This is a genomic window from Chryseobacterium piscicola, from assembly GCF_900156685.1.
Classification (GTDB): Bacteria; Bacteroidota; Bacteroidia; order Flavobacteriales; family Weeksellaceae; genus Chryseobacterium; species Chryseobacterium piscicola.
Map to the genome: position 1 here is coordinate 594,114 of NZ_FTOJ01000001.1, position 14,038 is coordinate 608,151.

Sequence of the window (14,038 nt, forward strand, 5' to 3'; positions counted from 1 at the left end):
TTTGAACGGAAATCTTTTATAATAATTATTTAATTAAAATATAGGCTAAATATAAAAGTAAAATTATATTCTATCATCTTTCTTTTTGTATTATTCTTTTTTCGCGCGCAAACAGTATTGTTGCCTCATGATTCTAAATTGAAAATTGACTCTTTTGTGATTGAGCGATATGGAAAAGCTCAATACAATGTCATATATGACGTTGAATTTACTCCAAACACTGCCGATTTGAGTAAAAAAAATAATGTTTCACTTCTTTTACAGTCAAATGGAAAGATTTCAAAGTTTTTTGATCCAAATACATTAAACCGAGATTCACTATTGCAAGACTATCAAAAAAAAGATAATGTGGGAAGTGATGAGTTGAATCAGCTTTTGAAAATTAAGGTAAAATCTGACCGGATTATTTTAAAAAATTTCACAAAAAATTTGATTATAGTTGAAAATAAATATAGAAAGAGATATCAATATGATGAGTTACTTCCTACCTTGGTTTGGAAAATTGAAAAAGAAACAAAATTGATTCTAGAACAGCAATGCCAAAAAGCGACAACCTATTTCCGAGGTAGATTATATACAGCTTGGTTTGCGCAAAATATTACATTAAACGATGGTCCTGATTTGTTTCATGGTCTACCTGGTTTAATTTTAGAAATTTCTGATAGTCAGGAACATTTTCATTTTAAAGCTATTGCTATAGTTAAAAATGAAAATGAAATTAATATGTTGAATTATAAAAATAAAATAAAATTATCGAGGGAAAAATTCAGGATATTACAAAAAAATTATTTTGATAATCCTGGGTTCGATATGAGAACTGCATTTAATCCTGATGGTACTCAAATAAAGATTCCGTCTATTCCTTATAATTCTCTTGAGTTAGAATAACTCTGATCCCTTTTCGCAAGAAGAGGGATTTTTCATTTAAATTGAATTAATTAAAATACAATCCCAGTTAATTCAAATAGTATTGATAAATTTTATTAAAATTTAGAAATGAAAAAACTGATTCTGCTACTATTCCCTTTACTCTTTTCGGCACAGACGCATCGTTTTATTTATCAGTTTCACTATAAATTAGATTCAACAGCAACAGAATTAGCTGCTGAAAATATGATTTTGGACATCAATCCTGATGATGTTAAATTTTATCCATATTCTTACGCCGAAACCGATTCTTTAAATATTATTCGTGGTCAGAGAAGGTCCAGATGGGATGATCATCTTCCTGCGGTTATTAGAAAAAAAGATTCTTTTGAAAATACTTCTTTGATTTTGCTGAATGATTTATTCTCTTTAAAATCAACAGATAAAATGAATTGGAAACTTCTAAATGATACAAAAGTTGACGGACAATACAAATTACAAAAAGCAACCACAACCTTCGGCGGAAGAAATTGGATTGCTTGGTTTTCTAAAGATGTAAATCTGAGTGAAGGTCCATATAAATTTAGAGGACTTCCCGGATTAATTTTCGAGATTGAAGATGATAAGAAAAACTTTATTTTTAAGCTCTCAAAAAGCATGAAACTCCCTAAAACCTATGAAGCTAAATTCCTTGATAGTTTCATCGGGAAAAAACCGATTCCTGTTTCTGAAAAAATCATTGCTAAAAAACAATTAGAACTATATAACAATCCTTTACAGGATATTGCAGAATCATTTAAGTCTAATACTAATTCTGAAAATACATTTTATGTAATGGGAGTACAGATAAAAAGTGTAGACCAAATAAAAGGAATGTCTGATGAAAGTAGAAAAACGATGCTCAAAGAAAACAATCCGATTGAGATTGATAAAGCTATAAAATATACCGTTAAATAATATTATAAAATCTGCTCAAAAAGACGTTCATAATCATTTTCGTACTTTTTTCTCAATCGGTGTTTCGCTTTTTTTACGGCATCAATAGTGACACCCAAAAGCCTTGAAATTTCAGTATTATTCATGTTGAGTTTGGTAAGAATGATGATCCTCAGATTAGAATCTGTAAGATCCGGAAATTGATTTGTGAGTTCTTTATAATGGGAAGGGTATTTTTGGATAAATGCATTTCTAAAGTTTTTCCAGTTTTCATCGGTCATCAGGTGAGATTCTAGCAAATTTTGAAGTTCTCCTGATTTTTCTTCTAGTATAGAGAAAGATGAGTTTTTTACTTGCTGCATTTCTTTTTCTAGCACCTCAATCTGTTTATTTTTCTCAGAAAGATAAATTTGGTAAGATTGCAATGTTTTGTGGGTATTGTTGAGCTTACTTTCAGATTTTATTTTGTCAATCATCAGCGTAAGGACTTTTTTATCATACTCAACTTTTTTACTTTTCATTTTGAGACGGTAAGATCGTATAATGATGAGCATGATGATGAGCAACAAACAGGCAACAATAATGGCAGAAAGTTTTAGATAAGATTCTTTTTCAATCTTGTTTTTATCCATTTCCACTTTCATTTGAAGTTGTTTTTTCTGAAACTCCCAACCGACACGTAAAACGGTTTCTTTGGCATCAAAATCCATCAGAGAATCTTTCAGTTTTTCTAATCTTCGTCTTGCTAATAGCTCATGCTTATCATCACCTTTTATTTTGGCAATCTTCAGAAGCATTTCATTAATTTGATATTCTGAACTTCTAAAATGTGATTTCGCAGTAGCGTAATCTTTAGCAATATAAAGGTTTTTTTCTGCGTTAAATATATCGCCGTTTTCTAAATATGCTTTGCTAAGAAGCGTAAGTGCATACATCGTATTTTGATCACCTTTATTTTTTTTGGAAATAGCAATGTCTCTTTGCAATAGTGTGATGGCTTTATCAAAATTTTTTCTCTTCAATTCTAATTCGGCTATACTTCCCAAGGCTTTTGCGTAGCGCAAGTTATCACCACTTTTCTGCGCCATCTCTAAAGTTTTCTTAAAGTAAGTTTCTGCACCCGTAAAATTGTTTTTTGCAAGACTGCAAAATCCGAGAGAATTCAGGATGCTTGCCATATCACTGCTTTCCGGTTTTGCATATTGATATGCTTTTTTTAGGTATTCTTCTGCGTTATCATAATCGTTGGTTGTAGAAAGAAAGTAGCCAATCTTTTTGTAGGTGTCACAAATTTGGATGATGCTAAAGCCATCGGCTTCTTCTAAAGCTTTAATGCAGTACATAAAAAGAGGAAAACACTTTTCGTATTTGCGATAAGTATAGAAATAAAAAGCATAATTAAGAGAAACCCAAATTTCAAGGTCGGCTCTTTTTTCTTTTTTTGAAATCTCAAGAGCGGTTTGAAAGAGTAATGTACTTCCCTCATTGAGCTGATCTTTTTCTTGAGCGTTTTTCAGTGCAGAAAATACATTGTTAACAACGATTTCTGTTTTTTTATTCGAAAGGTGGGTTTTCGAAATTACAGAATTTAGATATATTTTAAAATCCTTATAATTTTTTGTTTGAAAGGCTGATTTATTTTCGGCAATCTGCTCAATGATTTTTTTATCTGATATAGAATAATCTTCTGAGTATTTTATTTTGGCATCCGAAAATACACCCATGAAACAGAAGAAAAGAAGACTTATAATTTTTATCATAACTTCAAATGAGGATTTGTAGACATAGAATTTATTTAAAGAGGTATCTTGTATTTAATTTCTCTCATGCTATTATGTTTAGTAAGTTATTAAAAATGAATATGATGTAAAATGTCCACCCATTTGTCCACCCGTTAATCTTGCGAAGATAGTGAGGATAACATAATTTTGAATCAGCTTAATGAAGCAGAGTTACATTCTTTAAAAGTTTAAATTTAATAAATGAATTTTAAAGAAAAGGCCTTACTGTAAAAATAAATTAGACTAATAACCAGTTTTATTTTAAACATGTAGATTCTAGCAACTCAAATGATGAAAAACCCAAACACTTACTCGTTCTTGATTAAGTGTTTTTTTGTGCACTAAAATTTCCCTCGCAGGTACAAGAGTCTCGGTCGAGATAATTAAAAGTACATACGAGCTGGAGATTTGCATAAACAGGGACAGATTTTTGCCTGTTAACATTCATGTCTTTGTTTAAAAAAAGATGCAATTTATTATTCTGCACTAAACTAAACTACAGAGATTACTACGGAATGACCGTAGTATGTTTTAATCTGTATAAAGTCATCAAAACCAAAAGCCGCCTCAACAACTGAAGCGGCTTTTGTATTGAAGTGAAAACTAAAATTACTTATTCGTATAATATCCAAAATACAGACAGCTGCTTTGGAGATTCTTATAGGTATCGGTTTGTCCGTAGTTGGCTTTCAGCTCAGCAAAAGAGCTTCGGAATTTTTCATTCTTGGTCTTGTTGGCAAAAAACTCGTTTTGTTTGGATTTTGCTTCATAGTTAGAATCGTCATATTTTACGTTCAGCGGATTGTTGGCTTCCCACTGGTAATATTTACCTTGTTCGGCACTCGCCATCTGGAAGAGGATTCTGGCTTGGTTTTCTTTGTCTTTTGATAAGGACAGCGCTTTTTTGTAATACTTGATTGCCAAATCAAAGTTGTCTGGTTCTACATAACTTCTGCTCGAGAAGTTTTTGTAATACAAATAAAATGGCGACTGCAGCTCGTTCCCAAACTGGAATTTCGGACCATTGCTGTTATCAACATCCATTACAAAGATCTCACGGTAATAGCCTAAGACCGAAGTATTGTACAAGAGATTCCCAAGAAGCTGATTGGCCAGTCTGGCTTTGTCATCATTGCCTTTGCCGGTATTCTCCAGCTGGATCATAGCTTCTGCCAGTTCTACCTTATTCATTTTGTTTTTGATGAATGGGAAGTTAAAAAGTCCTTCTGCTTTCATAGATTCCTGAGGCTTGCTTTGGAAACTTTCCCAGACATTGTAACCGAAAACTAATGACGAAATATTATTAAAACCATTATAGACACCATTTTCAAAAGTCATAGGTTTTTCAACATAAGTCTTGCCATCATCTTTCCAGTCGCCCAACATTCTGGGGATGCCTTTGTAGTTTTTGGCTTTCTGATAGTACTCTTTCGCTTTTTTGAAATCTGCCAATCGCATAGCCCGGTCACCATAGATGACGTTGAAGAAAGATTCTGGGTCGGTAATGTCTTCCATTTTCTTCACGAGGTAATTTTCAAAAGCTGTTTTGTTGGCTTTTTTATAGAATTCTTCTACTTTTCTTACGAGATCAGAATTCGGGTTGTACTGCAGGGCAGATAGGCTGTTGTTAACGAGGAATGATTTGGCATCCTGCTTTTCCAGGAAGTATCGGTTGGCCAGAATGTCCATCACAAAATCTTTCGTCGAAGGCTGATAAGTCCAGTTTCTATTATCTCCTTTTTGCTCAAAAACCGAGGCGTACTTTTTCATTAATACATTTTCAAACTCGGGAGTGATCGTAGGTTGGGAAACAATCTCATTCAGCATTTTAAATTTCTCGATTTCTGCGAGATATTCTCTATCCGTTGTTTTTATTTGAGATAAAATCTTTTGGCTTTCTTTATAATCCGTGTTTAGGAATTTGATGTAGGCTTCGCAAAGCTGCCAGAATTCGTCTGCACCTTTTTTGTTTTTGGCAAGAATGATAGTGGTTTCCAGGTCTTTCGCAAAATCTTTGGTTTGCTCTTGGTAATTGTCTGGTGCATAGAGAGGCAGTCTCTTGTTTCGGAAATGGTCGCATTTTTCGTCATTGCAATAAGGGTTTACCACCAGATAGTTTCTTTCCAACTGATTGATGGCCCGCACGGTGAGGACTTTCAGGATGTCTGATTCTGTGTTGTTCTCGATCATTTTATTCATTATCGGAACCGGATTGTTGAAGGAGTTGTAGGCTAAGAGAAAGTACGCCATATTCTTATCTTCCGGTGTTTTGGCCTGTGTGAGGATTTTACTAAAGTCCTTATCTGTTGCCAGAAACATAGAGTTGTAGGCACTTTCTTTTTTGTTTTTGGTGTTTTTAAAAACCTGGAAAAAGTTCCAATTTGCTTTATCAAAAAGTTTTAGTCCGCGTTCTGCACCAGCTTTTTGGTCTAGCGCATAATAGTACATATGGTTTTTCAGCTTTAGAGGTTCCACATAAGTTTGGAAAGCATCTATGGCCGGCTGGTATTTTCTGGAATAATGGTTGAAGCGAACCAGCTGATAGGCGTATCTCAGTTTAATATCAGGGTTGGTAGCTGCTTTGTAAAGTGAAATTAGGGCTGCATTTGTTTTGGTGTAATTCAGCTGGGTCGCATTTTTATCAGCCGTTTTTTCGTCTCTGTAATAGTAGGGGTCTGTATTTTCAATATAATTAATCCTCATATAAGGTTCCATATATTTGGCTTGGATTAGATAATCCACTGCTTCCTGGTATTTCGCATAAAATCCTTTCCCAAGTTTTTGAAAGAGCGGATGTGTGAGTTGTCCTTTCTTTAGGCTGTTCAGATGCTTGATGTCTACTTTTGTCACCAATGCATTGGTTTCTTCGTAAGTGAGTTTATTGTCGAAGTATTTCACCCAAGATTCGATGTTTTCATCGGGAATGTTTTTTTCTATCCTGCCATCGTAATCATAACCGTAGAAATGACTGCTGTAGGTCAGTAGAAAAGATTCATACGTTTTGTTGTGAATCATTTCTTGAGCAAACAAGTTGAAATAGTCATAATCCGGATCATACCAGCTACAGGCTTTGGAGCTTTGCTGGAAACCTAAAAATAATGCGGCGGTCAAAAAAAGTTTTTTCATTGTAAAAGTGTTTTGTAGTTATTTGTAAATCTATCGTCCAAATGATAATATATAAGGATCGGCTTGTAATCTAATTTTTCGTTGATGAATTTAATACTTTCCACGAGATCTTCTTCAGGGATTTCCTCGATTTTTATTTTAAAACCTTTGTTAAGGTACTGCGAGTGATAGAAATCGTCCTTCAGAACTTCAAACGTATTATAGTTGATTGTCTTAAAGTTTTTATTCTGCCTCAATTCTTCTGCCGTTAATGCATTGATCAGTTTTCTCTTCCCCACGTGATTGGTCACGATTCCCCAAGAATAGATTGGCAACGCCACGTCTAGTTTTACAGGATAAGTATCTAATTGTTTCAAATAGGATTTCATAGTCTTCACATCCAGGATTGAATTCTTATTCTGATGTTCCAATGGGGAAAAAGTGGCATAACACATCAGGTACATCTTCTCAACGGGTGGAACTCCCGTCTGTGATCTATCTTTTACTTGATGAAGCCGTAACGTGCAGGTGATATTTTTCTTCGAAATCTTTTTGAGTAGGATCAAAAATCTGAAATAATCGTCTTTTGTAGAAGCTGTCCAGTCACTGTCAATTTGGATTTCATTTTCAAGATTAAGTTTGTGATTTGATTGGATTCTATTGATATGATTATTGATCTGAGTTGCCAAAAATTTGATCTCATTAGGTTTAATACCAATCCAGGTTTCATTGGTGATGAAAATGACTGGGACGATCTGTTTGTCAACAGAAAAATTGTAATCAATAGAAATTACACCGACTTCCAGAAATTGATTGTTCTGTTTTACAATATCAAAAAATCGGGTGTAAAGATTGGGAACTTTGCTTTTAACTAGAGTCTGCTGTTCGTTTTTATTTAAATCTAATTTTGACCGCCAAAAGTAAAAACCAAAGTCATTGTCAATGTCGTTTTTAGAGCAGCTGTTGCATATTAAAATACAAACCAGGAGCTTCAAAAGTCGTTTCATAGAAATGTGTTATTAAGGATTCATAATATTAAGGATTTAAATAACAACGGAAAAATAATTTTCAAAAAATAAAATCCGATCTTCGATCAGCTGAAAATGTAAATTTGAATAAAAAATTGAGTCATAAAAAGTGGTTTGGAAGATTCGGAAATACTGCTACTTTACCAAGTGAGCTTCCTCATCTCAGGATTTTTATTAATTGTTATGCTGTGGGCGTTCACTGTTTTGGTTTTTTCTACTATTCGGAAACCTTACGGGTTGTGATTAATGCCTGTTGTTATCATTACTATTTTGATTGTTTCTGCATCCAAAAGTCTCAGAACATAGATGGGAATGCGGTTGAGCTGAAGTTTAATGAGTTGATCAAAGTGAGGAAACAGACTTGCTAGCAGACAGTGGATATAGATGCTTTTATGGAGAAGGAGATGGGCCAACTTTATCAATATATTGTTTAGGGCGCAGAATTGTTCAAGAGGGTGAAGATAGGCACAAGTGTTATTTTCTGCAGTCTGCAGTACACAACGCCGGAATAAGGATTAGGAAAAAAATCAACAATTATAAATCTGCAAATTATATTTTATTTTTAAAAGGAATAATTTCCCAAAATCACGTAACTCACAAATTATCAAATAATTTCCGAATATTTATTTGTCAATATAAAAAATATTCTTACATTTGCACACTCATTTTAGGGAAACAGTATGTCTATGTCAAAAGTAGAAATCACGCGAAACTCTTTAAAGTGTTGGAAAATTAGAAGATAAATTTTATTATACATAAACAATGTCAGGTATTATTGGTAAAAAAATCGGTATGACGTCTTTGTTTGACGAAGCAGGGAAGAATATTCCTTGTACAGTTATTCAAGCAGGTCCGTGCTCGGTTTTACAGGTCAGAACCATTGAAAAGGACGGATATAAATCTGTTCAGTTAGGTTTCGATGACAAGAGTGAAAAGAACGTTGGTAAAGCGTTAGCTGGCCATTTTAAAAAGGCTGGTTCTGCTCCTAAAGCTAAGTTGGTAGAATTCTATAGAGAGTTCGTAGACGAAGTAAAAGTAGGAGAAGAAGTGAAAGTTGATTTATTCGCTGAAGGTGAATATGTTGATGTAACAGGAACTTCAAAAGGTAAAGGTTTCCAAGGTGTTGTTAAAAGACATGGTTTTGGAGGTGTAATGCAAGCTACTCACGGTCAGCACAATAGATTAAGAGCTCCAGGTTCAATTGGTGCGGGATCGGATCCTTCGAGAGTATTCAAAGGAATGAGAATGGCAGGTAGAATGGGAGGTAAGCAGGTAACTGTACAAAACCTTCAAGTATTAAAAGTGGATCAAGAACAAAATCTTTTAGTAGTAAAAGGTGCTGTTCCGGGAGCTAAAAATTCTTATGTAATTATCAGAAAATGGAATTAGTAGTATTAAATACATCAGGAAAAGAAACCGGAAAAAAAGTAACTCTAGACGAAACAGTATTCGGAATTGAGCCAAATAAGCACGCGGTTTACTTAGAAGTGAAACAATATCTTGCTGCTCAGCGTCAAGGTACTCATAAATCAAAAGAAAGAAGCGAAATTACAGCTTCTACTAAAAAACTTAAGAAGCAAAAAGGATCTGGTTCTGCTAGATACGGTGATATTAAATCTCCTACTTTTAGAGGTGGAGGTAGAGTATTCGGTCCTAAGCCAAGAGACTACAGATTCAAATTAAATAAAGCTCTTAAGAGATTAGCTAAAAAATCTGTTCTTTCTCAAAAAATGAGAGACAACAGTATTAAAATTGTTGAAGGATTGAGCATTTCAGCTCCTAAAACTAAAGATTTTATCACTATCTTGAATGCGTTAGCATTAAACGATAAAAAGTCTTTATTCATTCTTCCTGATACAAACAAGAATGTGTATTTGTCTTCAAGAAACTTACCTAAGACTAAAGTTATGAAATTCAACGAAATTTCTTCTTATGACTTAATCAATGCAGGTGAGATTGTTTTCTTAGAAGGTGCAGTTGAAAAATTCCAGGAAAATTTAAAGAAATAAATCATGTCACTAATTATTAAACCAGTTATCTCAGAAAAGGCTAATTACCTTACGGATTTAAGAGGTACTTATTCTTTCTTGGTTAATCCTAAGGCGAATAAGATCCAGATAAAAAAAGCTGTTGAAGCAGCTTACGGTGTAAAAGTAGCAGACGTTAATACAATGATTTATGCTCCGAAGGTTTCTTCGAAATACACAAAAAAAGGTCTTCAAGTAGGAAAGACTAATAAATTGAAAAAAGCGGTAATAAAACTTGTAGAAGGTGACGTTATCGATATTTTCGCTGTAAATTAATTATTAATTATAAATAATAGTAATGTCTGTTAGAAAATTAAAACCTATCACCCCAGGACAGAGATTCAGAGTTGTTAACAATTTTGAGGAAATTACTACCAACAAACCAGAGAAGTCTCTAACTGTTGGTATTAGTAAGTCAGGTGGACGTAACCAAACTGGTAAAATGACCATGCGTTACACCGGAGGTGGACACAAAAAGAAATACAGAATTATCGACTTCAAAAGAAACAAGCATGATGTTGAAGCAACGGTAAAAACTGTAGAGTACGATCCAAACAGAACTGCTTTCATCGCTTTGGTGGAGTATGCAGACGGAGAGAAGAGATATATCATCGCTCCTAACGGGATCAAAGTTGATCAAAAAATCATGTCAGGAGAAAGTGTAGAGCCAAATGTTGGTAATGCAATGAAACTGAAAAACATTCCTTTGGGTACTGTAATTTCTTGTATCGAGATGAAGCCTGGCCAAGGTGCAATCTTAGCAAGAAGTGCTGGTTCTTCAGCTCAATTAACGTCTAGAGACGGAAAGTATGCAATCGTAAAATTGCCTTCAGGAGAATCTAGAATGATCCTTACTGAGTGCTATGCAATGGTTGGATCTGTTTCTAACGGAGATCATCAATTAACTGTATCAGGTAAGGCTGGTAGAAGCAGATGGTTAGGTAGAAGACCAAGAACTAGACCAGTAGTAATGAACCCTGTAGATCACCCAATGGGAGGTGGTGAAGGACGTTCTTCTGGAGGTCACCCAAGATCTAGAAATGGTATGCCGGCTAAAGGTTACAAAACTAGAAAGAAAAACAAAGTGTCTAACCGTTACATCGTATCTAAAAGAAAATAATTATGGCAAGATCACTTAAAAAAGGACCATTCATTCATCATACTTTAGATAAGAAGGTTCAGACAAATATCGAAGCTGGTAAGAAAACAGTTATCAAAACTTGGTCTAGAGCATCGATGATCTCTCCGGACTTCGTAGGACAAACTATTGCTGTGCACAACGGGAAAGCATTTATTCCTGTTTACGTTACAGAAAATATGGTAGGTCACAAGTTGGGCGAATTTTCTCCAACAAGATCTTTCAGAGGTCATGGTGGTAACAAAAACAAAGGTAGCAGATAATCATGGGATCAAGAAAAAGAGAAAGTGCATTAGCACGTAAATTAACAAATCAAGATGTAGCGAAAGCGTTACACAATGATTGCCCATCTTCTCCAAGAAAAATGAGATTAGTAGCTGATATCATCAGAGGAGTAGAAGTAGACAAAGCTTTATATATTCTAAAATATTCTAAAAAAGACGCTTCAAACAAATTGGAGAAAGTTTTACTTTCTGCAATGGCAAACTGGCAGTCTAAAAACGAAGGTGCCGACATCGAGGAGGCTAACCTTATCGTTAAAGAAATTTTTGTAGACAGTGCAAGACAATTGAAGAGACTAAGACCAGCTCCACAAGGTAGAGGTTACAGAATCAGAAAAAGATCAAACCACATTACACTAATCTTAGGCACAAAAGAAAATTAATCAAGGTATGGGACAGAAGACAAATCCAATTGGTAACAGATTAGGTATCATCAGAGGATGGGATTCTAACTGGTTTGGCGGAAAGAATTATGGAGACAGAATCGCTGAAGACTACAAAATCAGAAGATACCTTGAAGCTAGATTATCTAAAGGTGGTATTTCAAGAATTTATATTGAAAGAACATTAAAATTAGTAACAGTTACAATCACTACTGCTAGACCGGGATTAATCATCGGTAAAGGAGGACAAGAGGTTGATAAATTGAAAGAAGAGTTGAAAAAATTGACTAAAAAGGATATTCAAATCAACATCTTCGAAATCAAAAGACCAGAGCTAGATGCAGTATTAGTTGCAGACAGCATTGCAAAGCAAATCGAAAACAGAATCTCTTACAGAAGAGCTGTAAAGATGGCTATCGCAGGTACAATGAGAATGGGTGCAGAAGGTATCAAAGTTCAAATCTCTGGTAGATTGAACGGTGCTGAAATGGCAAGATCAGAATCTTTCAAAGACGGAAGAATTCCTTTGTCTACTTTCAGAGCAGATATCGATTACCACATCGGTGAAGCATTGACTCAGTACGGGAAACTAGGAGTGAAAGTTTGGATCATGAAAGGAGAAGTTTACGGTAAAAGAGAACTTACACCTCTAGTAGGACAACAGAAAAAAGGAGGTCAGCCATCAGGAGACAGAAACAACAACCGCGGAGGTGGTGGTAACGGAGACAGAGATAACAGAAGACCAAGAAGAAACAATAACAATAACAATAATAATTAAAATTTTAGATTAGAAATTTTGCATTTTAAATTACCGTTACTTATTTAAAATAAAAAACTACTAAAATCTAAAATCTAAAATCTAAAATTTAGAAATTATGTTACAACCAAAAAGAACCAAGTTCCGTAGAGTACATAAGATGAAAATGAAGGGGATTGCTCAAAGAGGTAGTCTACTTGCTTATGGAACTTTCGGGATTAAAGCTACAGAAGGCGCTTGGATCACGGCAAGACAAATTGAAGCTGCGCGTATTGCTGCTACAAGATATATGAAGAGAGAAGGTCAACTATGGATCAAAATATTTCCAGATAAACCTATTACTAAGAAACCAGCCGAAGTAAGGATGGGTAAAGGTAAAGGTGCTGTAGAATATTGGGTAGCTGTAGTAAAACCAGGTAAAATTATGTTCGAAGTTGGTGGTGTATCTTACGATATCGCTAAAGAAGCACTAAGACTTGCAGCACAAAAATTACCTATTGTTACTAAATTTATCGTTGCTAACGATTTTGTTAAACCTCTTTAATCTTTGTATACAATGAAAAAAGCTGATATTAAAAATTTAAGCGCGGGTGATATTCAAACTCAATTGGCAGAAGCAAAAGTTCAATATTCTAAATTGAAATTGGCTCATGCAATCAGCCCTATTGAAAACCCGATTCAAATCAAAGATTTGAGAAAGACAATCGCTAGACTAAACACGGAGTTAACTAACAAACAATAATCCTTTTTATAATGGATAGAAATTTAAGAAAAGAAAGAATCGGAGTGGTTTCCAGCAATAAAATGGAAAAAACTATTGTTGTTAGCGAAACTACAAGAGTAAAGCACCCGATGTACGGTAAATTCGTTCTAAAAACGAAAAAATATACTGCACACGACGAAAACAACGAATGCAACGAAGGAGATACAGTTCTTATTTCTGAAACAAGACCTTTGAGCAAGAGCAAGAGATGGAGATTAGTAAGAATCATTGAAAAAGCTAAGTAATAATGTTACAAACAGAATCAAGATTAAAAGTTGCTGATAATACAGGTGCTAAAGAAGTACTAGTTATCAGAGTTCTGGGAGGAACCAGAAGAAGATATGCTTCAGTTGGTGATAAAATCGTTGTTACAATCAAAGATTCTACACCATCAGGAAACGCAAAAAAAGGTCAGGTATCTAAAGCTGTAGTAGTAAGAACAAAAAAAGCAGTGAGAAGAAAAGATGGTTCATACATCAAATTCGAAGACAACGCTTGTGTATTGCTAAACGCAGCAGGAGAAATGAGAGGAACACGTGTTTTCGGACCCGTTGCTCGTGAGTTGAGAGACAAAGAATATATGAAAATCATTTCATTAGCTCCTGAAGTACTTTAATATTTAAAATTTTAAAAAAAATGTCAAAGTTAAAAATAAAAAGAGGAGATAACGTAATCGTAACTACCGGTAAGAAAGAGCTTAAAGGTAAAACAGGTGAAGTTATTGAAGTGATCAAAAAAGAAGGAAGAGACCCTAGAGTTATCGTTGCAGGTCTTAACATTGTTAAAAAACACGTTAAGCCTTCAGCTTCTAATCCGCAAGGAGGAATTACTGAAAAAGAAGCTTCTATTCATATCTCAAACATAGCTTTAGTTGATAAAGACGGAAAAGCTATCAAAATCGGTTTCAAAATCGAAGGAGATAAGAAAGTAAGAATCAACAAAAAAACGGGTGAAACTTTATAATTTTAAATA

18 protein-coding genes are annotated in these 14,038 nt (G+C 34.4%); 15 read left to right on the forward strand and 3 right to left on the reverse strand.

What is annotated here, in order from left to right:
- The first annotated feature begins 75 nt into the window (after window positions 1-75).
- Together BW939_RS02785 and BW939_RS02790 are read left to right on the forward strand one after the other, a co-directional pair.
- The gene (locus tag BW939_RS02785; protein WP_228417111.1) at window positions 76-888 is read left to right on the forward strand and encodes a GLPGLI family protein; all 813 of its coding nucleotides are present in this window, start codon (window positions 76-78) and stop codon (window positions 886-888) included.
- 108 nt (window positions 889-996) lie between these two features.
- Window positions 997-1,824, forward strand: coding sequence for a GLPGLI family protein (locus BW939_RS02790; protein ID WP_076449560.1), 828 nt, complete (start codon window positions 997-999; stop codon window positions 1,822-1,824).
- Window positions 1,825-1,826: 2 nt separating this feature from the next.
- Here the strand turns inward: BW939_RS02790 and BW939_RS02795 are convergent, their stop codons facing one another.
- From BW939_RS02795 to BW939_RS02805, 3 genes are all read right to left on the reverse strand, one after another.
- Window positions 1,827-3,563, reverse strand: coding sequence for a tetratricopeptide repeat protein (locus tag BW939_RS02795; RefSeq protein ID WP_076449562.1), 1,737 nt, complete (start codon window positions 3,561-3,563; stop codon window positions 1,827-1,829).
- A 630-nt stretch (window positions 3,564-4,193) separates the two neighbouring features.
- Window positions 4,194-6,710, reverse strand: a complete 2,517-nt coding sequence (locus BW939_RS02800; RefSeq protein WP_076449564.1) for a hypothetical protein — start codon at window positions 6,708-6,710, stop codon at window positions 4,194-4,196.
- Complete coding sequence (locus BW939_RS02805; RefSeq protein ID WP_084566576.1) at window positions 6,707-7,696, reverse strand: hypothetical protein; 990 nt, start codon at window positions 7,694-7,696, stop codon at window positions 6,707-6,709. The genes BW939_RS02800 and BW939_RS02805 overlap by 4 nt, the downstream gene beginning before the upstream one ends.
- A gap of 209 nt (window positions 7,697-7,905) precedes the next feature.
- Between BW939_RS02805 and BW939_RS16135 the strand changes: the two genes are divergently transcribed.
- The 13 genes from BW939_RS16135 to rplX all read left to right on the forward strand — a co-directional run bounded on the left by BW939_RS16135 (window position 7,906) and on the right by rplX (window position 14,029).
- Window positions 7,906-8,085 carry a low affinity iron permease family protein gene (locus BW939_RS16135; protein ID WP_394333830.1) on the forward strand — a complete coding sequence of 60 codons (180 nt, stop codon included), beginning with the start codon at window positions 7,906-7,908 and terminating at the stop codon, window positions 8,083-8,085.
- A gap of 394 nt (window positions 8,086-8,479) precedes the next feature.
- Complete coding sequence (gene rplC, locus BW939_RS02815) at window positions 8,480-9,106, forward strand: 50S ribosomal protein L3 (RefSeq protein ID WP_048504768.1); 627 nt, start codon at window positions 8,480-8,482, stop codon at window positions 9,104-9,106.
- Window positions 9,097-9,726 carry a 50S ribosomal protein L4 gene (gene rplD, locus BW939_RS02820; RefSeq protein ID WP_076449569.1) on the forward strand — a complete coding sequence of 210 codons (630 nt, stop codon included), beginning with the start codon at window positions 9,097-9,099 and terminating at the stop codon, window positions 9,724-9,726. The genes rplC and rplD overlap by 10 nt, the downstream gene beginning before the upstream one ends.
- A 3-nt stretch (window positions 9,727-9,729) precedes the next feature.
- The gene (gene rplW / locus BW939_RS02825) at window positions 9,730-10,020 is read left to right on the forward strand and encodes a 50S ribosomal protein L23 (RefSeq protein WP_076449570.1); all 291 of its coding nucleotides are present in this window, start codon (window positions 9,730-9,732) and stop codon (window positions 10,018-10,020) included.
- A 22-nt stretch (window positions 10,021-10,042) separates the two neighbouring features.
- Window positions 10,043-10,864, forward strand: coding sequence for a 50S ribosomal protein L2 (gene rplB / locus BW939_RS02830; protein ID WP_076449572.1), 822 nt, complete (start codon window positions 10,043-10,045; stop codon window positions 10,862-10,864).
- A gap of 2 nt (window positions 10,865-10,866) precedes the next feature.
- Window positions 10,867-11,145, forward strand: a complete 279-nt coding sequence (rpsS, locus tag BW939_RS02835; RefSeq protein WP_076449573.1) for a 30S ribosomal protein S19 — start codon at window positions 10,867-10,869, stop codon at window positions 11,143-11,145.
- Window positions 11,146-11,147: 2 nt separating this feature from the next.
- Window positions 11,148-11,546 (forward strand): 50S ribosomal protein L22, encoded by a 399-nt coding sequence (gene rplV, locus BW939_RS02840; RefSeq protein ID WP_056026831.1) that lies wholly within the window; start codon window positions 11,148-11,150, stop codon window positions 11,544-11,546.
- A gap of 7 nt (window positions 11,547-11,553) precedes the next feature.
- Window positions 11,554-12,324 carry a 30S ribosomal protein S3 gene (gene rpsC, locus BW939_RS02845; RefSeq protein WP_076449575.1) on the forward strand — a complete coding sequence of 257 codons (771 nt, stop codon included), beginning with the start codon at window positions 11,554-11,556 and terminating at the stop codon, window positions 12,322-12,324.
- 97 nt (window positions 12,325-12,421) lie between these two features.
- On the forward strand, window positions 12,422-12,847 hold the full coding sequence (gene rplP / locus BW939_RS02850) for a 50S ribosomal protein L16 (RefSeq protein ID WP_076449577.1): 426 nt from the start codon (window positions 12,422-12,424) through the stop codon (window positions 12,845-12,847).
- Window positions 12,848-12,859: 12 nt separating this feature from the next.
- Window positions 12,860-13,045, forward strand: coding sequence for a 50S ribosomal protein L29 (gene rpmC, locus BW939_RS02855; RefSeq protein ID WP_076449579.1), 186 nt, complete (start codon window positions 12,860-12,862; stop codon window positions 13,043-13,045).
- 8 nt (window positions 13,046-13,053) lie between these two features.
- Window positions 13,054-13,311: a 30S ribosomal protein S17 gene (gene rpsQ / locus BW939_RS02860; RefSeq protein ID WP_105170170.1), complete on the forward strand. Its 258-nt coding sequence runs from the start codon at window positions 13,054-13,056 to the stop codon at window positions 13,309-13,311.
- 2 nt (window positions 13,312-13,313) lie between these two features.
- On the forward strand, window positions 13,314-13,682 hold the full coding sequence (gene rplN / locus BW939_RS02865) for a 50S ribosomal protein L14 (RefSeq protein WP_007839504.1): 369 nt from the start codon (window positions 13,314-13,316) through the stop codon (window positions 13,680-13,682).
- Window positions 13,683-13,702: 20 nt separating this feature from the next.
- Entirely contained in the window at window positions 13,703-14,029 is a 327-nt protein-coding gene (rplX, locus tag BW939_RS02870; protein WP_076449580.1) for a 50S ribosomal protein L24, read from the forward strand.
- Window positions 14,030-14,038: the final 9 nt, after the last annotated feature.